Origin of the sequence: Azospirillum fermentarium (assembly GCF_025961205.1) — a bacterium.
GTDB lineage: Bacteria > Pseudomonadota > Alphaproteobacteria > Azospirillales > Azospirillaceae > Azospirillum > Azospirillum fermentarium.
The window spans coordinates 2,657,713-2,683,169 of the sequence record NZ_JAOQNH010000001.1 but is presented as its reverse complement, the minus strand read 5'-3'; the positions used below and the strand labels follow the sequence as shown (position 1 = coordinate 2,683,169).

At 66.8% G+C, this 25,457-nt stretch carries 28 protein-coding genes; 19 read left to right on the top strand and 9 right to left on the bottom strand.

Features of this window, described 5'->3' with window-relative positions; translation table 11 throughout:
• The first annotated feature begins 4 nt into the window (after positions 1-4).
• Positions 5-829: a hypothetical protein gene (locus tag M2352_RS12625; protein ID WP_264664833.1), complete on the top strand. Its 825-nt coding sequence runs from the start codon at positions 5-7 to the stop codon at positions 827-829.
• A 107-nt stretch (positions 830-936) separates the two neighbouring features.
• Here the strand turns inward: M2352_RS12625 and M2352_RS12620 are convergent, their stop codons facing one another.
• Genes M2352_RS12620 through M2352_RS12605 form a run of 4 tightly spaced genes read right to left on the bottom strand, consistent with a single transcriptional unit; the run spans position 937 to position 3,626 of the window.
• On the bottom strand, positions 937-1,869 hold the full coding sequence (locus tag M2352_RS12620) for a lysozyme inhibitor LprI family protein (RefSeq protein WP_264664832.1): 933 nt from the start codon (positions 1,867-1,869) through the stop codon (positions 937-939).
• Positions 1,870-1,905: 36 nt separating this feature from the next.
• Positions 1,906-2,613 carry a hypothetical protein gene (locus M2352_RS12615; protein ID WP_264664831.1) on the bottom strand — a complete coding sequence of 236 codons (708 nt, stop codon included), beginning with the start codon at positions 2,611-2,613 and terminating at the stop codon, positions 1,906-1,908.
• Positions 2,614-2,641: 28 nt separating this feature from the next.
• Positions 2,642-3,412, bottom strand: coding sequence for a metallophosphoesterase (locus M2352_RS12610; RefSeq protein ID WP_319802034.1), 771 nt, complete (start codon positions 3,410-3,412; stop codon positions 2,642-2,644).
• A gap of 31 nt (positions 3,413-3,443) precedes the next feature.
• A complete protein-coding gene (locus tag M2352_RS12605) occupies positions 3,444-3,626 on the bottom strand; it encodes a DUF3553 domain-containing protein (protein WP_264665353.1) in 183 nt (60 codons plus the stop codon).
• Between the two features lie 234 nt (positions 3,627-3,860).
• On the opposite strand from M2352_RS12605, the gene M2352_RS12600 reads away from it, so the two are divergent.
• From M2352_RS12600 to M2352_RS12575, 6 genes are all read left to right on the top strand, one after another.
• Positions 3,861-4,505, top strand: coding sequence for a histidine phosphotransferase family protein (locus tag M2352_RS12600; RefSeq protein WP_264664830.1), 645 nt, complete (start codon positions 3,861-3,863; stop codon positions 4,503-4,505).
• Between the two features lie 227 nt (positions 4,506-4,732).
• Entirely contained in the window at positions 4,733-7,477 is a 2,745-nt protein-coding gene (locus M2352_RS12595) for a hybrid sensor histidine kinase/response regulator (protein ID WP_264664829.1), read from the top strand.
• Positions 7,474-7,971, top strand: coding sequence for a chemotaxis protein CheW (locus M2352_RS12590; protein ID WP_264664828.1), 498 nt, complete (start codon positions 7,474-7,476; stop codon positions 7,969-7,971). Before M2352_RS12595 ends, M2352_RS12590 begins: the two co-directional genes overlap by 4 nt.
• An 83-nt stretch (positions 7,972-8,054) precedes the next feature.
• A complete protein-coding gene (locus M2352_RS12585; protein ID WP_264664827.1) occupies positions 8,055-8,420 on the top strand; it encodes a response regulator in 366 nt (121 codons plus the stop codon).
• Positions 8,421-8,464: 44 nt separating this feature from the next.
• Positions 8,465-9,676, top strand: a complete 1,212-nt coding sequence (locus M2352_RS12580; RefSeq protein ID WP_264664826.1) for a protein-glutamate methylesterase/protein-glutamine glutaminase — start codon at positions 8,465-8,467, stop codon at positions 9,674-9,676.
• The gene (locus M2352_RS12575) at positions 9,673-10,527 is read left to right on the top strand and encodes a CheR family methyltransferase (RefSeq protein WP_264664825.1); all 855 of its coding nucleotides are present in this window, start codon (positions 9,673-9,675) and stop codon (positions 10,525-10,527) included. The genes M2352_RS12580 and M2352_RS12575 overlap by 4 nt, the downstream gene beginning before the upstream one ends.
• 34 nt (positions 10,528-10,561) lie before the next feature.
• Here the strand turns inward: M2352_RS12575 and M2352_RS12570 are convergent, their stop codons facing one another.
• Complete coding sequence (locus M2352_RS12570) at positions 10,562-11,479, bottom strand: AEC family transporter (RefSeq protein ID WP_264664824.1); 918 nt, start codon at positions 11,477-11,479, stop codon at positions 10,562-10,564.
• A 7-nt stretch (positions 11,480-11,486) separates the two neighbouring features.
• The gene (gene ruvX, locus M2352_RS12565) at positions 11,487-12,044 is read right to left on the bottom strand and encodes a Holliday junction resolvase RuvX (protein ID WP_264664823.1); all 558 of its coding nucleotides are present in this window, start codon (positions 12,042-12,044) and stop codon (positions 11,487-11,489) included.
• Positions 12,045-12,441: 397 nt separating this feature from the next.
• Here ruvX and coxB point away from each other — a divergent pair, with 397 nt between their 5' ends.
• The 11 genes from coxB (at position 12,442) to M2352_RS12510 (ending at position 21,270) form a co-directional block, all read left to right on the top strand.
• Complete coding sequence (gene coxB / locus M2352_RS12560; RefSeq protein ID WP_264664822.1) at positions 12,442-13,278, top strand: cytochrome c oxidase subunit II; 837 nt, start codon at positions 12,442-12,444, stop codon at positions 13,276-13,278.
• 23 nt (positions 13,279-13,301) lie between these two features.
• Positions 13,302-14,906 (top strand): cytochrome c oxidase subunit I, encoded by a 1,605-nt coding sequence (ctaD, locus tag M2352_RS12555; RefSeq protein ID WP_264664821.1) that lies wholly within the window; start codon positions 13,302-13,304, stop codon positions 14,904-14,906.
• 11 nt (positions 14,907-14,917) lie between these two features.
• Complete coding sequence (gene cyoE / locus M2352_RS12550; protein ID WP_264664820.1) at positions 14,918-15,832, top strand: heme o synthase; 915 nt, start codon at positions 14,918-14,920, stop codon at positions 15,830-15,832.
• Positions 15,829-15,975 carry a hypothetical protein gene (locus tag M2352_RS12545; protein WP_264664819.1) on the top strand — a complete coding sequence of 49 codons (147 nt, stop codon included), beginning with the start codon at positions 15,829-15,831 and terminating at the stop codon, positions 15,973-15,975. The genes cyoE and M2352_RS12545 overlap by 4 nt, the downstream gene beginning before the upstream one ends.
• A 3-nt stretch (positions 15,976-15,978) precedes the next feature.
• The gene (locus M2352_RS12540) at positions 15,979-16,560 is read left to right on the top strand and encodes a cytochrome c oxidase assembly protein (protein WP_264664818.1); all 582 of its coding nucleotides are present in this window, start codon (positions 15,979-15,981) and stop codon (positions 16,558-16,560) included.
• Between the two features lie 139 nt (positions 16,561-16,699).
• Positions 16,700-17,578 carry a cytochrome c oxidase subunit 3 gene (locus M2352_RS12535; protein WP_264664817.1) on the top strand — a complete coding sequence of 293 codons (879 nt, stop codon included), beginning with the start codon at positions 16,700-16,702 and terminating at the stop codon, positions 17,576-17,578.
• An 8-nt stretch (positions 17,579-17,586) separates the two neighbouring features.
• Positions 17,587-17,958 (top strand): DUF983 domain-containing protein, encoded by a 372-nt coding sequence (locus tag M2352_RS12530; protein ID WP_264664816.1) that lies wholly within the window; start codon positions 17,587-17,589, stop codon positions 17,956-17,958.
• Entirely contained in the window at positions 17,955-18,614 is a 660-nt protein-coding gene (locus M2352_RS12525) for an SURF1 family protein (protein WP_264664815.1), read from the top strand. The genes M2352_RS12530 and M2352_RS12525 overlap by 4 nt, the downstream gene beginning before the upstream one ends.
• Entirely contained in the window at positions 18,611-20,110 is a 1,500-nt protein-coding gene (locus M2352_RS12520) for a carboxypeptidase M32 (RefSeq protein ID WP_264664814.1), read from the top strand. Before M2352_RS12525 ends, M2352_RS12520 begins: the two co-directional genes overlap by 4 nt.
• Positions 20,111-20,221: 111 nt before the next feature.
• Complete coding sequence (locus M2352_RS12515; protein WP_264664813.1) at positions 20,222-20,674, top strand: hypothetical protein; 453 nt, start codon at positions 20,222-20,224, stop codon at positions 20,672-20,674.
• The gene (locus M2352_RS12510) at positions 20,671-21,270 is read left to right on the top strand and encodes a hypothetical protein (RefSeq protein WP_264664812.1); all 600 of its coding nucleotides are present in this window, start codon (positions 20,671-20,673) and stop codon (positions 21,268-21,270) included. Before M2352_RS12515 ends, M2352_RS12510 begins: the two co-directional genes overlap by 4 nt.
• Positions 21,271-21,347: 77 nt before the next feature.
• Here M2352_RS12510 and M2352_RS12505 read toward each other — a convergent pair whose 3' ends face one another.
• The 3 genes from M2352_RS12505 to M2352_RS12495 all read right to left on the bottom strand — a co-directional run bounded on the left by M2352_RS12505 (position 21,348) and on the right by M2352_RS12495 (position 23,776).
• Positions 21,348-22,112 (bottom strand): family 16 glycosylhydrolase, encoded by a 765-nt coding sequence (locus M2352_RS12505; RefSeq protein WP_264664811.1) that lies wholly within the window; start codon positions 22,110-22,112, stop codon positions 21,348-21,350.
• Positions 22,113-22,279: 167 nt separating this feature from the next.
• Positions 22,280-23,089, bottom strand: a complete 810-nt coding sequence (locus tag M2352_RS12500; RefSeq protein ID WP_264664810.1) for a hypothetical protein — start codon at positions 23,087-23,089, stop codon at positions 22,280-22,282.
• A gap of 51 nt (positions 23,090-23,140) precedes the next feature.
• On the bottom strand, positions 23,141-23,776 hold the full coding sequence (locus M2352_RS12495; protein WP_264664809.1) for an HAD hydrolase-like protein: 636 nt from the start codon (positions 23,774-23,776) through the stop codon (positions 23,141-23,143).
• A gap of 266 nt (positions 23,777-24,042) precedes the next feature.
• Between M2352_RS12495 and M2352_RS12490 the strand changes: the two genes are divergently transcribed.
• Entirely contained in the window at positions 24,043-25,410 is a 1,368-nt protein-coding gene (locus M2352_RS12490) for a lipase family protein (RefSeq protein WP_264664808.1), read from the top strand.
• Positions 25,411-25,457 lie beyond the last annotated feature (47 nt).

The window sequence follows — 25,457 nt, the reverse complement described above, 5'->3', positions numbered from 1 at the left end:
CACGATGAGATTCCTCTGGCGCGCCGTGCGCGTGCTGCTGGTGGTGCTGGGCATCCTGACCGTGGTGGTGCTGGGCGCCGCCGGCGGGATCTTCGCGGCCCTGCCCACCATCGCCGAGCATGTGCCCCTGGTGCTCAGCCGCGTGACCATGACCGACGGCGCCCGCACGGTGGAGATGCAGGGCATGGTCCATCTGGCCGAGCCGCGCTTCTACCGCGACGTCACCGATCTGGTGGCGGAACGGCGGCGGGCCGGCTGGCTGGTGTTCTATGAAGAGGTGCGCCCGGAACCCGGCGACGACGCCAAGGCCGGCACGGCAGAGGTGATGAAGCGGCTGGGCGCCGAATGGTCGCCCGAGTCCGGCGAGCATCCCTATGTCATGCTGTCGTCGCTGCTGGGCGACGGGCTGGTGCTCCAGGACAACCGCGCCCTGCTGGGGCCGCCCGGCCCGGACGAGCGCAACGTGGACATCACCCTGTCGGACCTGCTGTCCGCTTTGCCACCCGCGGATGCCGACGATCCCATGGTGGATCTGGCCGCCGCGCGGGACGAATTCGCCACGCTGCCGCCGTGGATTCAGGTGCGGCTGCGCGCCGCCGTGCGCATCGGCCTGTCGCTGGCCGCGTCGGGAAGCTGGCTGCACGCCGGCCTGCCCGAAGGGCTGACGCTCAAGCGCGAGGCCAAGGTGGCCCAGGCCATCCAGGACGAGGCCGGGCGCAACATCCTGATCCTCTACGGTCAGGCCCATATCCCGGCCATCCGCGACCGGCTGCTGCAGGCGGGCAAAGGGTGGTCGGTGGTGCGCACCATGGGGGTGCGGGCGATGTAATGGGGAGAGCGGGGCGGCTGCCCCGGCCCCGCTTGGAGGCCGGCGCCTCCAAACCTCCCCCCTTTTTTCTTGATAAAAGAAAAGAAGAGGGGGGGACGGTATCCCAATCACAGACTTGGCCGGAACGGCACCGCGATTTCCCGCAACTCCTTGCCCGGCAGCAACAGGGTGGCGACGGCGCGGTCCGGCTCGAACCGCCAGGTGCGCGGGTTCTGCAGATCGGGGCCGGTGCACACCTCCGCCATGCCGGGATCGGGGCCGACGGCGGTGCGGCAGGCGGCGGTGGCCGTGGCCAGCCACGGGCTGTCGCCGAACATCTGCGCCGGGGTCAGGGGGAGACCCTGTGCCACATCCACCGTCACCGCGGCGGCATAGCGGAAGCCGTTGCCCTGCACCCCTTCGGCCACGAACTGCACCGAGACGATGCCGGGGGCGGGAAGATAGGCATCGGCGGTCAGGATCAGCTCCGATTCCATCTCTTTGGGCAGATCCGCGGCATCGGTGCGGAAGGTCTGGATCTCCCCGGCCACGAAACGGCGGATGGTCTCGTTGAAGGCCGCGGCCCCCGGATAGGCGGGATCGGCGATGTCCGGCTGTTCGGCCTGAATGAACAGGCGGGTGCCGGGCTGTCCCTTCGTCACCGGCACCGTGCGCAGGCGGGCGCCAAGGGCGGGGTTGGCGCGCAGGGCGACGAGCTGCCGGGACCGCCGGGTCAATTCCGCCAGCAGGCAGACGCCGGGATCGGTGACGCCCGCCACGGCGCCGGGCCCGAACCCGCAGGCGCGGTTGCGCCGTTCCGTCCATGCCCGCTGTTCGGTGCGGGCGAAGCCGCGGGCGGTCTCGTCGGTGGCGAGCGTTCCCATCAGCGTCTTGTACGCCGCCCCCACCGCCGTGTCGGCGGCGTCCAGCGCCGGCACCGAGCAGATCAGCCGCTCGTCGGCGCTGCGGGCCTGGGCGCAATCGAAACTGGCCGCCGCCGCCGGACCGGCGAACAGGAGAAGGGAGCACAGCGCAAGGGCTGGAACGGGAAGGCGGGCCATGGGTGGGTTCCGTCGGGTGGATGCCACCCCAGTGGATCAAAGATAGTCGAACTGCCGCAAGAGCGGGGCCATGCGCGCCAGGGTGGCACCGTCCGCCGTGCCGGTGGGCGGGGGGGGCAGGGGCGGGGGCGTGGTGTCCCCCGCCTCATCCCCCAGCAGGAAGCGGAGCAGGGAGCGCCAGTGCATGGCGGAGTCGGGGCCGGACAGATCCTCCAGCCGGATCTCGTAACAACGCTCGGGCCGGCTGGCGCCGAAACGGCAGGCGGTGCCCACGGCGTCGGCCCATACATGGGCGGCGGCCTGGGCCCCGTCGTCCGCGGGCAGCAGCCCGCGCCCGTCGCACACCGCGTGCACCACCATCATGGACGGGAACAGCAGGTCGAGGAAATCCAGGTTGTGGGCGTGCACGGTGACGGTGGTGCCCAGCGCCCGCGCGCCCTCCATCCCCGGCAGCCGCGCCAGCGACAGGCCCGCGGCGGTGCGCACGAGCTGGCGGAAATCCGCCTGGGTGAAGGCCGCCGCCCCGGCGTGGGTTTCGTTGTAGCCGGACAGAACATCCTTCAGCGGCACGGCCAGCGCGTCGGTGAAATGGCCGTTGCCGCCGACGGCCAGCCCCCCGTGGGCGTTGAGCGCGGCCGCCAGCGGCTCGACCGGGGTGTCCGGGGCGGCGGCCAGCAGGAACAGGGGCTTGGACAGGGCCAGGGCCAGCCGGGCGCCGGGATCGGTGCGGGAAACGGGGGGCATGCCGGGGATCATCGGGGGAGCGGGACCGTCAGGTGGACAGGAACCGCCGTTCCGTGCCCTCCAGCACCAGACATGTCAAGCGGTTGGTGGCATAGGCGCCGGTATCGATGCCGATGCGGTTGGTGCGCACGTCGGGGCTGGTGGTGATGGTGTGGCCGTGCACCACCACCGGCCCGTGGTCGGCGGGGGAGTCCAGGAAATCCTCGCGGATCCACAGCAGGTCGTCCTCCTGCTGCGCGTCCATGGGCACGCCGGGGCGGATGCCGGCGTGGACGAACAGATAGCCGCCGATGGCAAGGCTGGGCCGCAGCCCGGTCAGAAACGCCAGATGCCGCGGCGGCAACCCATGGCACAGCCGCTCCTGCACCCGCTGCAGGTGGGCGGCGAACAGCGGGTCGGCGGGGTCGGGGGCCAGGATGCCGTAGCTGTGCAGGGTCGCGTCGCCGCCGAAGCGCAGCCACGCCGGCCCGGCTCGCAGGTCGGTCAGGAAACGGATCATCGCCGCCTCGTGGTTGCCCTTCAGGTAGAAGGCGCCGAACCCCGGCGGCGGCCCTTCGGCCAGCCGTTCGATGACGCCGGAGGAGTCCGGCCCGCGGTCCACGTAATCGCCCAGGAAGACCAGATAGTTCATGGTCCCGCCCGGCGCGTCGCCCGCCCGTTCCGCATCGGTGATGATCTCGGCCAGCAGGCGGTCGAGCAGGTCGAGCCGCCCATGGATGTCCCCCACGGCATAGAGACGAAGCCCGTGCGGCACCGCCGCCGGCTCGGCCCTGGCCTGCCGTGCGAAGCCGAAGATCACCGGCCACCCGCCCGCATCGTGAAGCCCCGGTTCATGACAGCTCGTCGGGGTCAACGATGTCCAGGGTGACCAGCGCCGAGTTGATCAGGATCTTGCCGGCGTTCTCGAAATTGACCGTCACCCGCGGCCCGACCGCCGATTGCACCTGCCCCAGCCCCCATTCCGGGCATGTGGGGTGGCGGACCCAGGAACCGGGGACCATCATGTCGTCCATCATGGCGAAAACCTTTTCTCCAGAACCGAAACGGGGCGGACGCCGGCTTGGCCGACCGCTCCCGTCCCACCCCCGGTGATGGGGCGGGGCCGGAGCCGTCGGGGATGTCCGGTGTCGCCGGGGAGGCGCACCCCGCGTCCGCATGTTATATAGATGTCGGATCCGCCCGGAACATTCCCCCGAAGGCGGAAAGAAACGTCTCTTCCCGTTCTACGCCCCTCCGCCGGAGTCATCATGGCTTTCGATATCCGAATCCTGGAACTTCTCGCCTCCCGCCTGTGCCATGATCTGGTCAGCCCCGTCGGCGCCATCCGCAACGGCCTGGAACTGATCGAGGAGATGGAGGACGAGCCCAACCCCAGCTTCATGGGGGAGGCGATCAAGCTCATCGACCATTCCTCGGGCCAGGCCGACCGGCGGCTGCGCCTTTTCCGCCTGGCCTATGGCGTGGCCGGGCGCGAGGTGCGCGGATTCGGGGAGATGCGCGCCATCATCGCCGGCTGGCTGGAAGGGAGCCGCACCGCCGCGGTGTGGGATGCCGGCGTGCCCGCCGATGCGGTGACCGAACGCACCGGCATCGCCAAGGTGCTGCTGAACACCATCATCCTGGCCGAAGAGGCGCTGACCCACGGCGGCAGCATCACCGTGGCGGGGCAGGGGGACGGCGCCGCCGGGCGTCTGACCGTCACCGCCGCCGGGCGTCCCGGCGCGCTGACCGCCGCGTCCCAGGCCGCCCTGGACGGCACCGCCGCCCCCGATGCGGTCACCCCCCGCACGGTGCACGCCTATGTCACCGGGCGGTTCGCCGAATCCTACGGCGTGCGGCTGTCGGCCCAGCCGGCGGGGCCGGACACGCTGGTGTTCACCCTGGTCTGGTAAAAGGGGGGTGGGGTGCGGCGCCCCGCCGCCCCCCGGTTGAACGCGGGGGGGCGGACAAAAGGTAAGACTTTGTTTATCAGTATTTGACACGCTCCAAACCGTGCCGGAATGGCTGAATCAGCCCGCTGCCGCCGGAATAAACCATCGGACCGCCCCATCCCTCGACCGCCGGGGCGGTCAAGATGCGGACCGTGCCGTGCCGCGACCAAAACGCCTGGGGATAGGATATGGATGATCTGCTCAGTGAATTCCTGACGGAAACCAACGAGAACCTGTCGGTTCTCGACGTAGAGCTGGTGCGGCTTGAGCAGAACCCGAACAATCCCGAACTGCTCTCGAATATTTTCCGTCTCGTCCACACCATCAAGGGCACCTGCGGCTTCCTGGGATTGCCGCGCCTGGAAAAGGTGGCGCACGCGTCGGAAAACGTGCTGGGCAAGTTCCGTGACGGCGAACTGACCATCACGCCGGAAGCGGTGTCGCTGATCCTGAAGGCGCTGGACACCATCAAGGGGCTGCTGGCCGTTCTGGAAGCGACCGAGGCCGAACCCCCCGGCGACGACAACGACCTCATCGCGCGGCTGAACGCCTGCGCCGAGGGCAAGCTGTCCGGCGCCCCGGCCCCGACGCCCGCTCCGCCCCCGCCGCCGGCCCCCACCGCGGCCACGGTCGAGGTTCCCAGCGTGTCGCTGGAAGAGCTGGAAGCCGCGTGGCAGGCCGCCGAAGGCCCCAGCACCGCCCTGACCCCCGTGGCGGCCCCCGAACCGGAAGAGGCGGCGGCCCCGTCGCAGGATCTGGTGGTGCCCGACCCCGAACCCGCCCCCGCCCCGTCCAAGATGCCCGTCCCCGCGGCCCAGGCCGCCGGCGCCCAGGGCGGCGACGAGGTGCGCGAGGCCGGCAACAAGGAATCGGCGGTCGCCGCCCAGACCATCCGCGTCAACGTGGATCTTCTGGAAAACCTGATGACCATGGTCTCGGAACTGGTGCTGACCCGCAACCAGCTCCTCCAGATCCTGCGGTCGCAGAAGGAAAGCGAATTCGCCGCCCCGCTCCAGCGCCTGAACCATGTGACGTCGGAGCTGCAGGAAGGCGTGATGAAGACGCGCATGCAGCCCATCGGCAACGCCTGGGCCAAGCTGCCGCGTCTGGTGCGCGATCTGGCGCACGAGTTGAACAAGAAGATCGACCTGCAGATGCTGGGTGCCGACACCGAGCTTGACCGGCAGGTGCTGGAACTCATCAAGGATCCGCTGACCCACATGGTCCGCAACTCCGCCGACCACGGGCTGGAAGTGCCGGCGGACCGCGTGCGCGCGGGCAAGACCGAAACGGGCCGCATCACGCTGAACGCCTATCACGAAGGCGGCCACATCATCATCGAGATCCAGGACGACGGCAAGGGCCTGGCGATCGACAAGATCAAGCAGAAGGCGATCCAGAACGGGATGGCGTCCGAGGCGGAACTCGCCAACATGTCGGACCAGCAGATCATCCAGTTCATCATGAAGCCCGGCTTCTCGACCGCCGCCAAGGTGACGAGCGTGTCGGGCCGCGGCGTCGGCATGGACGTCGTGAAGACGAACATCGAAAAGATCGGCGGCACCATCGAAATCAAGTCGGTGCAGGGCCGCGGATCGACCTTCGTCATCAAGATCCCGCTGACGCTGGCCATCGTCTCGGCGCTGATCGTGGAATGCGCCGGCGAACGCTTCGCCATCCCGCAGATCAGCGTGGTGGAGCTGGTGCGTGCGGCGGCCGACAGCGAACACACCATCGAGCGGCTGAAGGGCACGCCGGTCCTGCGCCTGCGCAACCGTCTGCTGCCGCTGGTCAGCCTGCAGGAACTGCTGCGGCTGGAGCGCGAGGACGGGCAGGAGGTCAAGAACGACGACGAGACCTTCATCGTCGTGACCCAGGTCGGCACCTACACCTTCGGCATCATGGTTGACCGGGTGTTCGACACCGAAGAAATCGTGGTGAAGCCGGTCGCCCCGATCCTGCGCCACATCGAGATGTTCTCGGGCAACACCATCCTGGGTGACGGCTCGGTCATCATGATCCTCGACCCCAACGGCATCGCGTCGGCCACCGGCGAAATGGCAATGGGCGAGAACGTCAGCAAGGAAGCCGCCGCCGTCCAGGCCCAGCGTCAGGAGGACAAGATGGCGCTGCTGCTGTTCCGCGCGGGCGAGGGCGCGCCCAAGGCGGTGCCGCTGTCGCTGGTCGCCCGCCTGGAAGACGTGGAGCTCAGCGCCGTGGAGCTGTCCAACGGCCTGCCGGTGGTGCAGTACCGCGGCAAGCTGATGCCGCTGGTGCCCATCGACCCGTGCTTCTCGCTGGGCCAGGAAGGGCGCCAGCCGGTGCTGGTGTTCGCCGACGGCGACCGCTCCATGGGCCTGATCGTGGACGAGATCGTCGATATCGTCGAAGAAAAGCTGGTGGTGCAGTTGACCGCCGAGCGTCCCGGCCTTATGGGCAGCGCCATCATCGCCGGCAAGGCGACCGAGGTGATCGACGCCGGCTTCTACCTGACCCAGGCGTACAAGGATTGGTTCGGCTCGTCGTCCACCGACGGGTTCGAGGAGGAGAAGCTCCAGCGCGTGCTGCTGGTGGACGACAGCCCCTTCTTCCGCAACCTGCTGACGCCGCTGCTGTCGGTCGCCGGCTACGACGTGACCGCGGTGGAGAACCCGACGGAAGCGCTGGCGCTGTGCGAAGCGGGCGAGGACTTCGACGTCATCGTCTCCGACATCGAAATGCCGGGCATGAGCGGCTTCGACTTCGCCCACACCGTCCGCCACGGCACCCGCTGGCAGGACGTGCCCATGGTGGCGCTGTCCAGCCACGCGACCCCGCGTGATCTTGACCGCGGCCGTCAGGTCGGCTTTACCGATTACGTCGCCAAGTTCGACCGCGACGCGCTCCTCTACACCCTGCAGCAGACCCTCTCCGAACATAAAGGTGCCGCATGACCAACAACGCCAAGGTTCCCGCCAAGAAAACCAAGGGCGAGGAGGTCATTTCCGGGGGCAACCAGGACTATGTGACCATGACCATTGCCGACCAGTTGTTCGGCATCCCGGTCCTTCAGGTCCAGGACGTTCTGGGGCATCAGAAGATCACCCGCATCCCGCTGGCCCCGCCGGAGGTGGCCGGGTCGCTGAACCTGCGTGGGCGCATCGTCACCGCCATCGACGTCCGGCTGCGCCTCAGCCTGCCGGCCCGGTCCAAGGACAAGCCCGGCATGTCCATCGTGGTGGACCTGCGCGGCGAGCTTTACAGCCTGATGGTGGACAGCGTGGGCGAGGTGCTGAGCCTGTCCAACGAGGACTTCGAGCGCAATCCGGCAACGCTGGATCCGCGCTGGCGCGAGGTGTCAACTGGTATTTATCGCCTCAACGGCCAATTGATGGTTGTCCTGGACGTGCCGCGTCTGCTCAATTTCACAAATATGGAAGCGGCGTGACGGTACGGCGCCCACGCCGTACCCCCAGGATGACGGTGGGTGCGGCCGGTGCCGCACCCCAAGCAACAGCCGGGGCATAGACGATGAAGTCCTGTTTGGTGGTTGATGACAGCCGGGTCGTCCGCAAGGTCGCCCGTAAGATCCTCGAAGAGCTGGAATTCGCCTGTTCGGAAGCCGAGGACGGCAAGCAGGCGATGGAAGCCTGTGCGCGGGAAATGCCGGACGCCATCCTTTTGGATTGGAACATGCCGGTCATGTCGGGAATCGAGTTCCTGCGGCGCCTTCGCAAGATGAGCGGGGGGGATGGTCCGAAGGTTGTCTTCTGCACGACGGAAAACGACTTGGCGCATATTCAGGAGGCGCTGTCGGCCGGGGCCAATGAGTACATCATGAAACCCTTCGACAGCGATATCATCCAGACGAAATTTGCTCAGGTCGGCCTCCTGTAATCCCAGGGGACCGGAATGTCAGCGCAGGAAGGCCCGGCGTTCTCATGTCCGATTCGTTTCGAGGTTTGTCCACCGCGGCGCGTCCGCCCAGCCCCGATCCCTACCGGGTCATGGTGGTCGATGATTCCGCGGTCATCCGCGGGCTTCTGACCCGTGCCCTGGAAGGCGACCCGGAAATCCGCGTCGCCGCGTCGGTGGGCGACGGGCAGATGGCCGTCAACTCGCTCCAGCGCAACACCATCGACGTGGTGGTGCTGGACATCGAGATGCCGGTGATGGACGGTCTGACCGCCATTCCGAAGCTGTTGGCGGTGGCGCCGCAGGTGAAGATCATCATGGCCTCCACCCTGACGGCGCGGGGGGCGGACATCTCCATGCGCTGCCTGCAGGCGGGGGCCGCCGACTACATCCCCAAGCCCACCTCCACCCGCGAGGTGAGCACGGCGGAGGATTTCAAGCGCGAGCTGGTGTCGAAGGTCAAGGCGCTGGGGGCGGCCGCCCGCCGCGCCGGATCGCGCAGCCGCGGCGAGATGCGGCCTCTGGCGGCTCCGTCCGCCAGCTTCAGCGCCGCGCGCAGCACCGAGGGCGGGGCGGCCCCCATCACGTCGGGCTTCCGCCCGCGCGAAGCCGGGCCGGTCACCGTGCGGCCCCAGCCTGCGGGCGTGACCGTCCGCCCCGACATCATCGCCATCGGCAGTTCGACCGGCGGCCCGCAGGCGCTGTTCGAGGTGCTGGGCAACCTGCGCACCGGCATCACCCAGCCGATCATGATCACCCAGCACATGCCGGCCACCTTCACCACCATCCTGGCGGAGCACATCACCCGCCAGTGCGGCCTGAACGCCGCGGAGGCGAAGGACGGCGAGCGCATCGTCGAGAACCGCTGCTACATCGCCCCCGGCGACTTCCACATGCTGGCGGTGCAGCGCGGCGGGGTGAACGTGATCCAGTTGACCAAGGATCCGCCCGAGAACTTCTGCCGGCCCGCCGTCGATCCGATGATGCGGTCGCTGGTCAAGACCTTTGGCGGGCGCAAGATTCTGGCCTGCATCCTGACCGGCATGGGGCAGGACGGGCTGAAAGGCTGCACGGACGTTGTGAACAACGGCGGAACCCTGATCGGTCAGGACGAAGCCAGCAGCGTCGTGTGGGGGATGCCGGGTGCCGTGGCCCAGGCGGGCCTGTGCCACGTCATCCTGCCGCTCAAGGAAATCGGTCCCGCAATCCGCAAGTATGCATCGAGGACGGCAGCATGAGGGTCGAAGACTTCGACATGTTCGCCACCTTGCTGAAGCAGCGCTCCGGCCTGGTGCTGACGAAAGACAAAGCCTATCTTCTGGAATCCCGGCTGATGCCGGTGGCCAGGAAATGGAACATGAAGGGGCTCGACGAGCTGGCCGCCACCGTGCGGACCCGCAAGGACGAGGCCCTGCTGCGGGACATCACGGAGGCGATGACGACCAACGAGTCGTCGTTCTTCCGCGACCAGAAGCCCTTCGACCAGTTCAAGCAGATCGTTCTTCCGAAGATGATGGAGGCCCGCGCGACCAAGCGGTCCTTGCGCATCTGGTCGGCGGCCTGCTCCTCGGGGCAGGAGGCTTATTCGCTGTGCATGCTGTTGCAGGAGGAACAGGCCAGGCTGGCCGGCTGGCGCATCGAGATCGTCGGCACCGACCTGTCGGCGGAGATGGTGGAGCGGGCCAAGGCCGGCGTCTACACCCAGTTCGAGGTTCAGCGCGGCCTGCCCATCCAGATGCTGGTGAAGCATTTCAAGCAGCAGGGCGACAAGTGGCAGATCAACCCGCAGCTTCGCCAGATGGTGACGTTCCGGGAATACAACCTGCTGACGGACCTGGGCGGGCTTGGGCAGTTCGACATCGTGTTCTGCCGCAACGTGCTGATCTATTTCGACCAGCCGACCAAGGGCAAGGTGCTGGACGGCATCGCCCGCATCATGCCGCCGGACGGCGTGCTGTATCTGGGCGGGGCGGAAACCGTGCTGGGCATCACCGACCGTTTCCGTCCGGTGGACGGGCAGCGCGGGCTCTATACCCTGTCGTCCGGCCCCGGCTTTTCCGCGGCGGGCCTGAAGGCGGCGGCGTTCTGAAACGGGCCGGGTGAGGGCGGAGGGGTGAGCGCCATCACCCGAACGCCACCAGCACCAGCGGCAGGGTGAGGGCGGCCAGCAGGGTTTGCACGGTGATGATGGCGGCCATCAGCCGATGGTCGCCGCCCATCTGGCGGGCCAGAACATAGGAACTGGCCGAGCATGGCAGGGCGTTGAACAGCACGGCGATGGTCAGGGCCAGCGGCTCCACCGCCAGCGCCCAGCCGATGGCGGCGGTCAGCACCGGGGCCAGCAGCAGTTTCCAGAAACCGGCCAGCGCCACGCCGGCTCCCGCACCGCGGACCGCCGACAGGTCCAGCCCGGCCCCCACCGACAGCAGGCCGAGGGGCAGGGCGGCACGGGCCAGAATTTCGACCACGCTGCCGGCCACCGGCAGCGGGCCGATGCCGGACACCGCCAGGAAGGCGCCGATCAGCGCTGCGATGATCAGCGGGTTGCGCACCAGCCCACCCAGAACCGCCCGCACTCCGCCGCCGTTGGCCCCGGCCCCCCAGCGGGTCATGGCGGCGACGCTCAGCACATTGACCAGCGGCACCACCACCGCGATGCCGACCGCGGTCAAGGTCAGCCCCGGCACGCCGTAGAGCGCACGGGCCGAGGCCAGACCCACATAGGTGTTGGGCCGGATGCTGCCCTGAAAGACCGAGGTGAAGGCAGGGCCGTCCAGCCCGGTCCAGCGTTTGGCCGCCACCGCCAGCCCGCCCGCCGCCAGCACGGCCAGCGCCATGGACAGGGCCATGGGCAGGACGGTGGCGGCGTCCAGATGCGCCTTGGACAGTTCGTCCACGATCAGGCAGGGGAAGAAGACATAATAGGTCAGCCGGTCGGCGGGCGGCCAGAAGCTGTCGGGCACCATTTTGCTGCGACGCAGCAAATACCCCAGCAAAATCAGCAGGAATGTGGGGGCCAGGGCGCCGAAAACGACCGTCATGGCGGTCTTAGAACCGTTCCGAGTCGCGCCCGTCCTCGTCGTTATCCTCGCCGTCGGCCAGATCCGCGGCGGCCTCTGCGGCCAGGCGGCGGCGGTGGGCCAGGGCGTCCAGGGCGCCTTGCAGGATGTAGGCCGCGGCCATCTTGTCCACCACCTCGCCCCGGCGCTTGCGGGTCATGTCGTCGGCGAGCATGAACCGCTCCACCGCCACGGTGGACAGCCGCTCGTCCCACAGGGTGATCAGGGGCGACCATTTCATCTCGCCGCCCCGCTGGGCCAGGACATCGGCGAAGGAGCGTGTGGCATCCGCCCGCGGCCCGGCGCTGCCGTCCATGTTGAGGGGAAGGCCGAGGACGATGCCGGCGATGGCGTAGTCCTTGATAACACGGGCCAATTCCACCAGGTCCGGCCCCAGCTTGGTGCGCTTGACGGTGCCGATGGGGGATGCCACCACCAGGCCCGGATCGGACACGGCCATGCCGATGGTCTTGGTGCCGAGGTCAAGGCCGAGAAGCCGCCCACCCCTTGGCAGGGCGGCGGCGAGAGCGTCGAGGTCGAGGATCATGGCCGGGGACCATAAGCCGCCCCCGCCCCCGGCACAAGAGGGTGTATTCCCCCGCTTGCCCATCGGCCTATCGCCAAAGAGACGCTGGGCAGCGCCATCGCCGTGCCCCAGTTTCGGTTGCACGGGCCGCCGTTCGCCGCACCGGACACTATGCGGCAAAATGACGCATACAAAAGCCGAGCCTGGAGCTCAACCATTGGGGAAGCGGCTTTCGGATGAGGGCTTTTCCAAAAGTTATGGCCCGAACGGACGGTTGCCTCCGCCGGTAAAAGTCAGAAAGCTGAAGACAGATCCATGATGCGGCGTAACACCGCATTGCAAAATACGAAATACCGCAAGCGCAAAAACTGATCACGGCCCCCGCTGTCACGGCCGTGGTCCAGGGGAAGGGGTGGGAATGACCAGACGTTCCTTGCGCGCCGCCGCGGTGGCGGCCTTTGGTGCTGTTCTGGCGGGCTCTGCCGCCGCTGCCGAACCGAAGCCCTGGGAAATGGGGCTGCAGCCGGGAGCCACCCCGGTCAAGCATCTGATGGACGATTTTCACGGCCTGCTGGTGGTGATCATCACCGCCATCGTGCTGCTGATTCTGGCGCTGCTGGTGGTGGTGGCGGCGCGGTTCAACGCCCGCACCAACCCCACCCCGTCGCGCACCACCCACAACACGGTGCTGGAGGTGGCGTGGACGGTGATCCCGGTGATCATCCTGATCGTGATCGCCGTACCGTCGTTCAAGCTGCTCTACACGCTGGAGGTGGTGCCGGAGGCGGACATGACCGTCAAGGTCACGGGCCGCCAGTGGTATTGGGATTACGAATACCCCGACCACGGCAACATCGCCTTTTCCAGCTACATGATCGCCGATTCCGACCTGAAGGAGGGTCAGAAGCGGTTGTTGGAGGTGGACCGGCGGCTGGTGGTGCCGGTCAACACCACGGTGCGGGTGATCGTGACCGCGGGCGACGTCATCCATTCCTGGGCCGTGCCGTCCTTCGGCATCAAGAAGGACGCCGTGCCCGGCCGCCTGAACGAGACGTGGTTCCGGGTGGAGAAGGAGGGCGTCTATTACGGCCAGTGCTCGGAAATCTGCGGCGTGAACCACGGTTTCATGCCCATCGCGGTGGAGGCGGTGTCGAAAGACGCCTTCACCCAATGGGTCGCCCAGACCAAGACCGCGCAGGGCATCCCCGCCGAAGCACCCGTGTCGGTGGCGCAAGCCCCCGAACCCACCCGCTGACCCCGCCAGGAGGGTGACCAAGAATGGCTGACGGAACCTACGACGACATCCACCACGGCCACGATCACGCCCATGCCCATCCGGGGTTCGTGGCGCGCTGGCTGTTTTCCACCAACCACAAGGACATCGGCACGCTGTATCTGTTCTTCTCGGTGATTGCCGGGCTGATCGGCGGGCTGTTCTCGGTCATCATGCGGGCCGAACTGCACAGTCCGGGGCTGCAGTTCGTCAGCGACGGGCAGATGTGGAACGTGCTGATCACCGCCCACGGCCTCATCATGGTGTTCTTCGTGGTGATGCCGGCGCTGATCGGCGGCTTCGGCAACTGGTTCGTGCCGTTGATGATCGGCTCGCCCGACATGGCCTTTCCCCGCATGAACAACATCAGCTTCTGGCTGCTGGTGCCGGCGTTCCTGCTGCTCTTGGGTTCGGCCTTCGTCGGCACCGGGGCCGGCACGGGGTGGACCATCTACCCGCCGCTGTCGTCGGCGCTGGGGCACAGCGGGCCGTCGGTGGACATGGCGATCTTCGCCCTGCATCTGGCCGGCGCCTCGTCGATCTTGGGGGCGGTGAACTTCATCACCACCATCTTCAACATGCGCGCCCCGGGCATGACGCTGCACAAGATGCCGCTGTTCGTGTGGGCAATGCTGGTGACGGCGTTCCTGCTGCTGCTGGCGGTGCCGGTGCTGGGCGGGGCCATCACCATGCTGCTGACCGACCGCAACTTCGGCACCACCTTCTTCAACCCCGAAGGGGGCGGCGACCCGCTGCTGTTCCAGCACCTGTTCTGGTTCTTCGGCCACCCCGAAGTCTACATCATGATCCTGCCGGCCTTCGGCATCATCAGCCACATCGTGTCCACCTTCTCGAAAAAGCCGATCTTCGGCTATCTCGGCATGGCCTATGCCATGGTGGCCATCGGCGTGGTCGGGTTCGTGGTATGGGCGCACCACATGTACACGGTGGGGCTGGACGTCGATACCAAGGCGTATTTCACCGCCGCGACGATGATCATCGCCGTGCCCACGGGCATCAAGATCTTCTCGTGGATCGCCACCATGTGGGGCGGGTCCATCGAGTTCAAGACGCCCATGCTGTGGGCCATCGGCTTCATCTTCCTCTTTACCGTCGGCGGCGTGACGGGCGTGGTGCTGGCCAACGGCGGCATGGACGTGGTGCTGCACGACACCTATTACGTGGTGGCGCACTTCCACTATGTGCTGTCGCTGGGGGCGGTGTTCTCGATCTTCGCCGGCTTCTATTACTGGGTGGGCAAGATGTCGGGGCGCCAGTACCCGGAATTCTGGGGCAAGGTCCATTTCTGGACCACCTTCATCGGCGTCAACCTGGTGTTCTTCCCCCAGCATTTCCTGGGTCTGTCGGGCATGCCGCGGCGCATCCCCGATTACCCCGACGCCTTTGCCGGGTGGAACATGGTGTCGTCCATCGGCGCCTACATCTCCTTCGCCTCCACGCTGCTGTTCGTGTGGATCGCATGGCGCACGCTGCGCCATGGGGTGCGGGTGGAGGCCGCCTATTGGGGGCCGCAGGCGGCGACCCTGGAATGGACCGTCAGCTCCCCGCCGCCCTTCCATGCCTTCGAAGAGCTGCCGACCGTGAAGTGAGGGGGTGACCCATGACCGACTTCAGCACCGACTTCAGCCTTCAGCACGCCGCTGCCGGTTCGAGTGCGCGGGACTTCATCGAACTGCTGAAACCGCGGGTGATGTCGCTGGTGGTGTTCACCGGCTTTGCCGGGCTGGTGGCCGCACCGGGGCACATCCACCCGGTGCTGGCGGCGGTGGCGGTGCTGTGCATCGCCGTCGGCGCCGGGGCGTCGGCGGCCATCAACATGTGGTACGACCGTGACATCGACGCGGTGATGACCCGCACCGCCCGCCGCCCGATCCCGTCGGGCCGGGTCGATCCGGCGGAGGCGCTGGCCTTCGGCGTGGTGCTGGCGGTGGTGTCGGTGGTGGTGATGGGGCTGGCGGTGAACTGGACCGCCGCCGCATTGCTGGCGCTGGCCACGCTGTTCTATGTGTTCGTCTACACCATCTGGCTGAAGCGGCGCACGCCGCAGAACATCGTCATCGGCGGGGCGGCTGGGGCCTTTCCCCCCATGATCGGCTGGGCGGCGGTGACCGGGGGCGTGGATCTGGGGTCGGTGGTGCTGTTCACCCTGATCTTCCTGTGGACGCCGCCGCATTTCTGGGCGCTGGCCCTGTTCCGCAACGCCGACTACACCCGCGCCGGGGTGCCCATGATGCCGGTGGTGGCGGGGCCGGACAGCACCAGGCGCCAGATGCTGGCCTACACCCTGATCCTGCTGCCGGCGGGGGCTGCCCCCTATGCCGTGGGCATCGCCGGGCCCGCCTATCTGGCCGGGGCGCTGGTGATGGGGGGGCTGTTCGTGCTCTGCGCGCTGAACGTGCTGTGGGCTACCGACGACCGTCCGGCCAAGCGGATGTTCGGCTTTTCCATCCTGCACCTGTTCACCCTGTTCGCCCTGCTGGTGGGCGAGCACCTGACCGGGGGAGTGCCGTCATGAGCGAATCCACCCTTTCCGCCGCCACCCTGTACGCCGAACGCCGCCGCCGCCTGCGCGGGCGCAATCTGGCGACCCTGGCCGCCCTGATGGGGCTGGTGGCGCTGTTCTACGCCATCACGCTGGTGCGTATGGGCGGGAGCTGAGCCATGACCCCCGACGTGCGGCGGCGCAACGCGCGGATGATGGCGGGGCTGTTCGTGCTGGTCTTCTCCATGGTGGGGCTGGCCTTCGCTTCCGTGCCGCTCTATTCGCTGTTCTGCCGGGTCACCGGCTTCGGCGGCACCACCCAGCGGGCGGCGGCCGCACCGGGACCGGCCCATGACGGGGCGGCGGCGGGGCGGGTGGTGACCATCCGCTTCAACGCCGACGTCAACGGGCCGCTGCCCTGGCGCTTCCGTCCCAACCAGCACGACGTGACGCTGGCGCTGGGGGAACAGGGTTTTGCCAGCTACAGCGCCGAGAACCGTGGCAGCACGCCTGTGACCGGCACGGCGGTGTTCAACGTGACCCCCGACAAGGCCGGGCTGTATTTCAACAAGATCCAGTGCTTCTGCTTCACCGAACAGACGCTGCAACCGGGGCAGACCGTGGACATGCCGGTGATGTTCTTCGTCGATCCGGCCATGGCCAACGATCCCGATCTGGCGGATGTGGGCACGATCACCCTGTCCTACACCTTTTTCCGCGCAAGCCGGCAGCAGCAGACGGCGGAACGGCCCGAACCATAATCCCGGCGAACGCTGTTCGCCGGCCGACGCGACCGCGGCGGCGCGCCACATGGCGCGGAAAAGCCCGCGTGGCGTTTGAACGCAATACGACACGCCAATTCATTGGCGGGTCGGTATAACTTCATGAGGGTTGGAGACGATGGCGGATATCACCCACGATGCCCCCCACCACGGCGGGCACCCGTCCACGGACCGGGTGGGAACGGGCATTCCCCACCCCTATCATCTGGTGCGGCCCAGCCCGTGGCCGCTGCTGGGCGCCTTTGCCGGCGGGCTTCTGGCGGTGGGGATGGTGCTTTACATGCACTACAGCACCGTCTGGGTGCTGGTGCTGGGCCTGCTGTCGGTGATCGGCGTGATGGCCGGCTGGTGGCGCGACGTGGTGCACGAGGCGGTGCGGGAAAAGGCCCACACCCCGGTGGTCAAGGTGGGCTTGCGCTATGGCATGGCGCTGTTCATCGCGTCGGAAGTGATGTTCTTCGCCGCCTTCTTCTGGGCCTTCTACGACACCGCCCTGTTTCCCAAGGTGACGGAGGTCAACCCGCACGCCGTGTGGCCGCCGCCGAACGTGCATGTGTTCAGCCCGTTCGACATGCCGTTCCTGATGACGGTGGTGCTGCTGTTGTCGGGGGTGACGGTCACCTGGGCGCACCACGCGCTGCTGGAGGGGCGGAACGGCGAGGCGGCCAAGGCGCTGGGCCTGACCGTGCTGCTGGGCGTGACGTTCAGCTTCTTCCAGGGGTACGAGTACGCCCACGCCGCCTTCGGCTTCAAGGAGGGGATCTACCCGTCCACCTTCTACATGGCGACGGGGTTCCACGGGTTCCACGTCATCGTCGGCACCATCTTCCTGGCCGTGTGCTGGGTGCGGACGGTCAAGGGCCATTTCACCCCCACCAGCCATTTCGGGTTCGAGGCGGCGGCGTGGTACTGGCACTTCGTGGACGTGGTGTGGCTGTTCCTGTTTGTCTCCATCTATTGGTGGGGATCGCACGGCGGCACCCTGGCCCAGCATTGAGCGCGGGTATGGACGAAAGCCCCTCTTACCCGCCGGTCTCGCCGCTGGATGCCGGCCTGCGTTGCGTGTGCCCCCGCTGCGGCAAGGGCCGGCTGTTCGCCGGATACCTGACGGTGGTGGAGCATTGTCCGGTGTGCGGGCTGGAACTGGCCCGCCACGACAGCGGCGACGGGCCGGCGGTGTTCCTGATCTTCATCATCAGCTTCCTGGTGGTGCCGCCGGCCCTGTGGGTGTCGATGGCGGTGGACTGGCCCCTGTGGCTGCACACGCTGGTCTGGGGGGCGCTGGTGCTGGGGCTGGCGCTGGGCATGCTGCGCCCGGCCAAGGCCTACACCACCGCGCTTCAGTACCGTCACCGCCGTTCGGAGATGGACGAGTGAGGACCGCGGCGTTCCGCCCCTCCCGCCGCGCCACCCTCGTCACCGTGCCGGCGGTGGCGGTGATGGTGGGGCTGGGCGTGTGGCAGCTTCACCGGCTGGAATGGAAGGAGGCGTTGCTGGCCCGCGTGCAGGAGCGCATCCACGCCCCGCCCGTGCCGCTGCCGGCGGCGGTGGACGACGCGGACGCGCTGGACCTGCGCCCGGTCACGGTGGCGGGCGTGCTGCTGGACAGCCGCTCGCAGAAGGTGCCGGCCCGCCCGCGCCAGGGCCGGGCGGGGTACGAGATCGTCACCCCGGTCCAGCGGGCCGCCGGGCCGCCGGTGCTGGTCAATCGCGGCTGGGTGCCGCTGGATTATCACGCGGCCCCCGGCCCCGACCGGCTCGTGGCGTGGCGCGGGGTGGCGCGGGTGCCGGGATCGTCGGGGTGGGTCCACATCCCCGATCTGGTGGCGCTGGCCGGTATCGGCACCGCCCTGCCGGTGGTGGTGGAGGTGACGCCGGGGCAGGAGCCGGCGGGGGCGCCCGCCGGGATCGAGCCGCGCGCCGAGCTTCCCAACAACCATGCCCAGTACGCCTTGACGTGGTTCGGTCTGGCCGCCACGCTGGTGGTGATCTACGTCCTGTCCCAGCGCCGCCGCCCACGGGAGCCGTCATGACCGTCACCGCCGCCACCGCCCTGGAAAAACGCTTCGCCCGCCTGTCGGCCATCGGCGGGGCCATCGGCATTCTGGGGTGGGACACCCAGACCATGATGCCCGACGGGGCGGCGGACGCGCGGGCGGAGCAGACGGCCACCCTGTCGGTGCTGGCCCACGAGCTTCTGACCGATCCGCGGGTGGCCGATGATCTGGCGGCGGCGGAGGCCGATGGGAGCCTGGACCCCTGGCAGCGGGCCAATGTGCGGGAAATGCGCGCTGCCCATACCCGCGCCACCGCCGTGCCCGCCGATCTGGTGGAGGCGCTGTCCAAGGCGACCTCGGCGTGCGAGATGGCATGGCGCACGGCGCGGGCCGACAGCGATTTCCCAGCCTTGCTGCCCACGCTGACCGAGGTGCTGGCCCGCGTGCGCGACAGCGCCGCCGCCATGGGGGAGGCGATGGGCCTCAGCCCCTATGACGCGCTGCTGGACGAGCATGATCCGGGATCGCGGGCGGTGCGCATCGACGCGCTGTTCGACGAGCTGGCGGGATTCCTGCCCGGCCTGATCGGCGCAGCGCTGGAGCGGCAGGCGTCGCAGCCCCCCTCCACCGCGCCCGAAGGCCCGTTCCCGGTGGAGACCCAGCGGGCGCTGGGCGAGCGGCTGATGCGGCAGGCGGGGTTCGATTTCACCCGCGGGCGGCTGGATGTCAGCCTGCACCCGTTCTGCGGCGGGGCCGACGACGATGTGCGCATCACCACCCGCTACGACGAGGGCGACTTCACCAAGGCGCTGATGGGCGTGCTGCACGAAACCGGCCACGCCCTCTATGAGCAGGGGCGCCCGGCGGCGTGGCGCGGCCAGCCGGTGGGGCAGACCCGTGGCATGGCGGTGCACGAATCCCAATCGCTGATCATTGAGATGCAGGCGGCGCGTTCGGCGGAATTCCTGTCGTGGCTGGGGCCGGTGGCCCGCGAGGCGTTCGGCGGCAGCGGCCCGGCGTGGGAGCCGGACAACCTGCGCCGTCATTACACCCGCGTGGAGCGCAGCTTCATCCGCGTGGACGCCGACGAGGTGACCTATCCCGCCCATGTCGTCCTGCGCTACCGGCTGGAACGGGCGCTGATCGGCGGTACCCTGGCGCTGTCCGACCTGCCCGGCGCGTGGAACGACGGGATGCGGGATCTGCTGGGCGTGGTGCCGCCCGACGACCGGCACGGCTGTCTGCAGGACATCCATTGGCCCGGCGGCGGCTGGGGGTACTTTCCCACATACACGCTGGGGGCGATGACCGCCGCCCAGCTTTTCGATGCCGCCGCCACCGCGGCGCCGGATATCCGCCCGGCGCTGGCCCGCGGCGATTTCGCGCCGCTGGTGGGATGGCTGCGGGAGAAGGTCCATGGCCTGGGCTGCCTGCCGCCCTCCACCGACGCGGTGCTGGAACACGCCACCGGGCGCCCCCTGGACGCCGCCGTGTTCCGCCGGCATCTGGAGGCGCGCTATCTGGGCCGCTAACCCTGCTATGGGGAAATTCCCCCAATTGCCGATGGCGCGGCCCTGACCATATATTTTCCCCCGTTTTTTCAGGCTGCTCCGCGGTTTCGGGGCGAAGAACGGGGTTTTGTCATGAGTGGCCGTAAAAAGAAGCTGGCGTTGCTGGCGGCTGTCGCCGTTGCGGTGCCTGTGGCTTTCGTGGTGTTGGGGGGCAAAGCCTGGTTCAGGGACGATGCCGCTTCCACCGCCGAGTCGTTCATCAAAGCGATCGCGGCGGCCGATATCGATGCCATGCAGTCGCTGATCCTCATGACCGGCGAAATGAAGCAGAATATGGCCAAAGACCCGAACCTGCTGGTCAAGATGCGCGAGGGGCTGGAAAAGGACGAGATGCACATCATCGGTCTGGAAACAGTGAAGGCGTACGCTTGTGAGTATGAGAAAAAAGAAATTCTTGGTGCCGAGTTTCAATCGGCCGAATGCAAAATTGACGTTATCCTCAAGAACGGTATCATAAAGACAAATATCGGCAACATCGAGTTGATGAAACCTCCCGGATCGCCGTGGAAGGTTTCCTTGCCATGACATGGATGCGCCCATTTTTGATCGTGCTGGCAGCCCTGTCGCTGTCCAGTTGCCTGGCTCCCGACAAATTCACGGCAACGCTGACCATCCACCGCGACGGCACCTATGAGTTGCAGTATGCGGGTGACGTGATCTCCCTGTCTTCGGCCGAGGACGGTCAGCCGGCCGGTGCCAAGGCCGATACTCCGCCGGAGGACATGGCGCAGGCGCTCCGGGAGCTGGGTTTCAGCGGCACCTACCGCGGCGCCCTGCGCTCTTCGGGGGCGTTCACGTGGAAGGGGGACGTCACGAAAGAGACCGAAACCTTTGTGCCCGATGCGGGCGGCGGAACGATCTGGTTCTCCTTCCACCGCTTCTCCAACGGGGAATACGCCATCTCCTTGCGGGATATGGAGGACAGCCACGCAGCGGCCCTGCGCAAGAAAGGCATCAAGGGGCAGGGCACCATCTGCATCAAGCCCGACAAGGGGGTGAAGGTGGTCGACTCCAATGGCATGCGCCCGCTTCCGGGCGTTCTGACCCCCTGCCACCGTTGGACGATCGAGGATATCACCCGGGCGAAGGATGCGGTCACCTTCTCCTTTCTTCTCCCTTGATGGGCCGCCTCCCCGGCGGGCGAGCCGCCGCCGGGACCACGGCAATGGTCCCGGTGGGAGCTTGACGGCAATAGGACTCAGTTGTTCAGCGTGGACGCCTCTTCACGATAGGACACCCACGCCACCGTCGCGGTCAGGGGATGGCCGGGATACTTGAACGGCTTCAGCCACTCTCCCGCGCCGATGCCGTTCCAGAATTGCAGATAGAGCCGCCCCGGCACCATGGGCAGGCTGCCCGGCGCGCCGGTGACGGTGTGGACCGGCTTGCCGTCCACCAGCCACGTGATGCGGTCCGGCTTCCATTCGAAACCATAGGTGTGGAAGTCGGCAGCGGCGTCGAAGCCCAGATCGATCACCGTGTCCCGGTGGGGTGTGCCGTTGGAGACGTAGCTGACCTCCAGTTTGCCCGTGTCCTTGCCGGCGATGCCCATGGTGATCTCGTCCCACGGGTCGTTGAACGGCGGGCCGGTGTAGTGGGACACGCTGGTCATCACCCCGTCGGCCCGCACCGCCTTCAGGTTTACCTGATAGATGCCGTAGCCGTAATGCTGGTTGGTCTGGTACTCGGCGCAGGAATACTGCTCGCGCCCAGCCCGGTCACCCGTGATCGACAGCATCAGGTTGCCGCCCTGCACGGCAAGATTCCGCGCGTTCCACGCGCAGCCCATATAGGTACCGTTGCTCCACCCGTTGCCCTTGTGCCAGCGGGTGAGGTCGAATTTCAGGAACGAATCCTCGAAACCGGTGCCGATGCGGCGCGTGCTGGCGTCCGCCAGGGTGCTTGTGGAGCCGGCCATCAGAAGCAGACCGATGGCCGCCGCGGCTGTGCGGCATCTGCGCATGGTGTCCTCCGCTTGTGATCGGCCCCTCCCATTTCGTGGGGGCCGCATCCCCGATAGTGTGGAGAGGCAGAGCGGAAATCACGGGCGCGAAGGAGGATGGGCCAAAGGGGCGCCGGGTTCGGATGGGGTAGAGACCGGCGCGGGAGGAGAGGGCAGCCCCTCTGCTGTTATCCCATGATGATTGCGGTACAGATAGTAAAAACAAGGAGAGTGAAAAAGCATATCAAAAATACTTTTAATCTCGATGGATTAAGCTCGTGGGGCAAGATCAGCCTGGGCATTAGCGTTCCAAAAATTGTTGCTAGAATCATTTCAAAAAAAATAATACCCGATGCCGCCATTGCACCTCCATACATGAAAAAGAGGGATGCAAAAATGATGAAAAAAATCAATACTGATTTCCGCATAAATCTCCAAAGCGGTTGATTTAAATCCCGTACAGGAAGTTCCTCTTCAACCGAAGCGGGCTGCGGCTGCGGCTGCGGCTGCGGCTGCGGCTGCGGCTGCGGAGGAGGAGGGGAGGTCTTGGGCTGCTGCGCATTCACCGCGGCATCGAATCCTCCGGCCGGTGGTCTGGGCGGGAATTTGCGGCCATAGCCCCGAAACATCTGTGTGCCGGACGGTTGGCTGTCGCTCAAGGCGTGGCGGGAAAAACACACCCCATCGGTGCTGATCCCAAAGCGGGAAAAGAATCGCACCGGTCCTTCGATGAGATTGTCGCAGTCTTTGATCGATAATATGCGGCTTATCGGGAGGTTGACCGGTTGATTCTCCGGTAATTTCAGACAATACAGCATCGGGATTTTCTCTTCCCTGTAGTACAGAACGGTGATTTTGTAATCTAAAATCTTGCTTTCCTCGGTCTCAAACCGAATGTCAAGCTTCAGAAGCTCAAGGTCTTTTTGTGTCAGCGGGGCGATGCGCTGTTCCAATTCGGTCAGGGACAGGGGCCGTATATTCACCGCATCAGGCATCATGCGTCTCTCGAAAAAGATACTCCACACTGTATGTATTGTTTCATCTTTAAATCAACATTTTGGTGTGGAAAGCGCGGCGGCGATGTCCGCGACCGTGGAAAACAGGTGGGCCGGCTGCGTGGCGGCCAGCGCACCCGCCGTGGTATAGCCCCAGGCCACGGCGCCGAAATCCACCCCCGCGTCCCGTGCGGCGTCGGCGTCGCGGATCTCGTCGCCGATGAACAGGGCCGATCCGGCGGGGATGCCGGTACGCCGCAGCACCGCCCGCAGCCGCGCCGCCTTGCCGAACAGCGACGCGCCGCAGTCGGTGCAGGCGAAGACCCTGGCGGTGTCCCCCAGCACGCGGCGCATGTTCTCCTCGCTGTTCGACGTCACCACGGCCAGGGTCAGGCCGGCGTCCTTCAGCGTCCCGAGCATCTCCGGCACGCCGTCGAAGGGGTGGATTTTCCCGATGTCACGGCGCTGGGCCTGGCGCATGTGGGTGGCGATCATCGGCAGCTTCCACAGGGGCACCCCCAGCCGCGCGATGATGGCGCGGGCGTCCAGGCCGCGCAGTTCCTCCACCTCGTCATCGGCCACGGGGCGGAAGCGGAAGGTCTCCGCCACCTCGTTCAGGATGCCGATGAACCAGGGGAACGAGTCTGCCAGCGTTCCGTCGAAGTCGAAAAGGACGAGGCGATGAGTCATGGCCGCTCCCATACGAGGAAGGGGGTGAAGGGTCGAATTGAACTCATATGTAATAATTCGTTTGTAATCAATTTGTTCTTGATTGCCAATGATTAGCTTACGCAATGTAGCGCTGTTCCAAGTAAAGATGAAACACCTGAAAGATGCTAGCACCCGAAATTCCAATTTGGGTGCGCCCGAGAGCATGCGCGCTTGCCGGCCATAATGCATCCGGCGGCAAATTTAGCCCTGTCCGATCCATTCCACGATATTTTTTGGAGACCGTTATGGCCCTGCCTACTTTTGGGGCGGCGTACGACGCCGCGGAATGCCTGGAAATTCTTCAGCTTGCCAGCGCGGTGGACTCGTTCCTGCCCGCCTATGCGCCCGAGGGGCAGCCGGGGTATCTGCTGCCAAGCCAGCCGGCCACCGGCTCCCCCTTTGCCGCGGCGACGCAGGATCTGATCCCGTCCATCTTCTACAACCGTTGGCCGTCCGATTGGCAGGCTGCCTTCACCAAGGGTGCGTTGGGCAATCTGGACTGGGCCTGGTCGATCGTCGAATCTTCGCTGGGGAATCAGGCGATCCTGGCCGGTCTGGTCAGCCAGACGTCCACCCCCACCTATGCCCTGGCGTTCCGCGGCACCATGACCGGCGTGAACGTGCTGGAGGATTTCTTCGCCATCCCGGTCACGGCCCAGCCGATTCCCGCGGGTGAGCTGAAGACCCTGATCCCCGCCGACATCTGGAACGCGCTGCCCGCCGCGGTGCAGACGGTGTTGAACACCATCGGCCTTTCCAAGTCGTACGTGAACACCGCCGGCAACATCTCGGCGGAAAGCGCGCTGGTGCATCTGGGCTTCCGGCTGGCGCTGGAAAGCCTGGACACCCTGGCGACCGAGCTGCCGGAACAGACCAAGCCGGTTCCGGTGATGACGTCCCTGTCGGGACGGATTCAGGCCCTGTTGAGCCAGCTTCCCGCCGGTGTGAAGGAAATCAACCTGTACGTCACCGGCCACAGCCTGGGCGCCGGTCTGGCGTCGCTGGCGGCGGCGTGGCTGGCGACCCAGCCGTTCAGCGGCTACACCATCAACGTCAAGTGCTATGCCTTCGCCCAGCCCAAGCCGGGCAACGACTATTTCGCCTATGCCACCGCGCTGGCGTTCCAGAATCAGGGCTTCGGCTTCTACACCGTGCTGAACACGCTGGACACCGTGCCCCAGGTGCCGCTGACCATCCAGACCTCCAAGGATCTCAACTATTGGGAAGGGATCGAGGCCATCGCCCAGGCGGCCGGCGCGTCGCAACTGGTCGATGACCTGTTCAACGTGATCAACACGCTGAACCTGCCCTACAACCTCAACTACACGCGCGTGGGCACGCCGATCATCCTGAACGGCGCCCCGGTCACCACCGCCAGCCCGCAGACCCCGGCGGATACCTACACCTTCCCGCTCAACGGCAACGCCACCGTCTATTACCCCACCTATCTGGTGTCGCAGGGGTCGGGCACCGGGGTTGTTCCGCCGTCCCAGTGGAACATCGCCACGCTGAACACCGCCGGCCCCACCATCAACAGCACCACGTCGAACCTGTGGCAGCACATGCCCTGGACGTACCAGCAGTTGCTTTACCTGACGCTGCCCACCGCCTGACGGCGGCGGACTGCGGCGCGAAACGGGCGGGGGCCGGGAAAATTCCC

Bases quoted from the DNA above. Each gene is read 5' to 3' on its own strand.
- M2352_RS12625 (WP_264664833.1), top strand. From the start codon at position 5: ATGAGATTCCTCTGGCGCGCCGTGCGCGTGCTGCTGGTGGTGCTGGGC.
- M2352_RS12620 (WP_264664832.1), bottom strand. From the start codon at position 1,869: ATGGCCCGCCTTCCCGTTCCAGCCCTTGCGCTGTGCTCCCTTCTCCTG.
- M2352_RS12615 (WP_264664831.1), bottom strand. From the start codon at position 2,613: ATGCCCCCCGTTTCCCGCACCGATCCCGGCGCCCGGCTGGCCCTGGCC.
- M2352_RS12605 (WP_264665353.1), bottom strand. From the start codon at position 3,626: ATGGACGACATGATGGTCCCCGGTTCCTGGGTCCGCCACCCCACATGC.
- M2352_RS12600 (WP_264664830.1), top strand. From the start codon at position 3,861: ATGGCTTTCGATATCCGAATCCTGGAACTTCTCGCCTCCCGCCTGTGC.
- M2352_RS12595 (WP_264664829.1), top strand. From the start codon at position 4,733: ATGGATGATCTGCTCAGTGAATTCCTGACGGAAACCAACGAGAACCTG.
- M2352_RS12590 (WP_264664828.1), top strand. From the start codon at position 7,474: ATGACCAACAACGCCAAGGTTCCCGCCAAGAAAACCAAGGGCGAGGAG.
- M2352_RS12585 (WP_264664827.1), top strand. From the start codon at position 8,055: ATGAAGTCCTGTTTGGTGGTTGATGACAGCCGGGTCGTCCGCAAGGTC.
- M2352_RS12580 (WP_264664826.1), top strand. From the start codon at position 8,465: ATGTCCGATTCGTTTCGAGGTTTGTCCACCGCGGCGCGTCCGCCCAGC.
- M2352_RS12575 (WP_264664825.1), top strand. From the start codon at position 9,673: ATGAGGGTCGAAGACTTCGACATGTTCGCCACCTTGCTGAAGCAGCGC.
- M2352_RS12570 (WP_264664824.1), bottom strand. From the start codon at position 11,479: ATGACGGTCGTTTTCGGCGCCCTGGCCCCCACATTCCTGCTGATTTTG.
- ruvX (WP_264664823.1), bottom strand. From the start codon at position 12,044: ATGATCCTCGACCTCGACGCTCTCGCCGCCGCCCTGCCAAGGGGTGGG.
- coxB (WP_264664822.1), top strand. From the start codon at position 12,442: ATGACCAGACGTTCCTTGCGCGCCGCCGCGGTGGCGGCCTTTGGTGCT.
- ctaD (WP_264664821.1), top strand. From the start codon at position 13,302: ATGGCTGACGGAACCTACGACGACATCCACCACGGCCACGATCACGCC.
- cyoE (WP_264664820.1), top strand. From the start codon at position 14,918: ATGACCGACTTCAGCACCGACTTCAGCCTTCAGCACGCCGCTGCCGGT.
- M2352_RS12545 (WP_264664819.1), top strand. From the start codon at position 15,829: ATGAGCGAATCCACCCTTTCCGCCGCCACCCTGTACGCCGAACGCCGC.
- M2352_RS12540 (WP_264664818.1), top strand. From the start codon at position 15,979: ATGACCCCCGACGTGCGGCGGCGCAACGCGCGGATGATGGCGGGGCTG.
- M2352_RS12535 (WP_264664817.1), top strand. From the start codon at position 16,700: ATGGCGGATATCACCCACGATGCCCCCCACCACGGCGGGCACCCGTCC.
- M2352_RS12530 (WP_264664816.1), top strand. From the start codon at position 17,587: ATGGACGAAAGCCCCTCTTACCCGCCGGTCTCGCCGCTGGATGCCGGC.
- M2352_RS12520 (WP_264664814.1), top strand. From the start codon at position 18,611: ATGACCGTCACCGCCGCCACCGCCCTGGAAAAACGCTTCGCCCGCCTG.
- M2352_RS12515 (WP_264664813.1), top strand. From the start codon at position 20,222: ATGAGTGGCCGTAAAAAGAAGCTGGCGTTGCTGGCGGCTGTCGCCGTT.
- M2352_RS12510 (WP_264664812.1), top strand. From the start codon at position 20,671: ATGACATGGATGCGCCCATTTTTGATCGTGCTGGCAGCCCTGTCGCTG.
- M2352_RS12505 (WP_264664811.1), bottom strand. From the start codon at position 22,112: ATGCGCAGATGCCGCACAGCCGCGGCGGCCATCGGTCTGCTTCTGATG.
- M2352_RS12500 (WP_264664810.1), bottom strand. From the start codon at position 23,089: ATGATGCCTGATGCGGTGAATATACGGCCCCTGTCCCTGACCGAATTG.
- M2352_RS12495 (WP_264664809.1), bottom strand. From the start codon at position 23,776: ATGACTCATCGCCTCGTCCTTTTCGACTTCGACGGAACGCTGGCAGAC.
- M2352_RS12490 (WP_264664808.1), top strand. From the start codon at position 24,043: ATGGCCCTGCCTACTTTTGGGGCGGCGTACGACGCCGCGGAATGCCTG.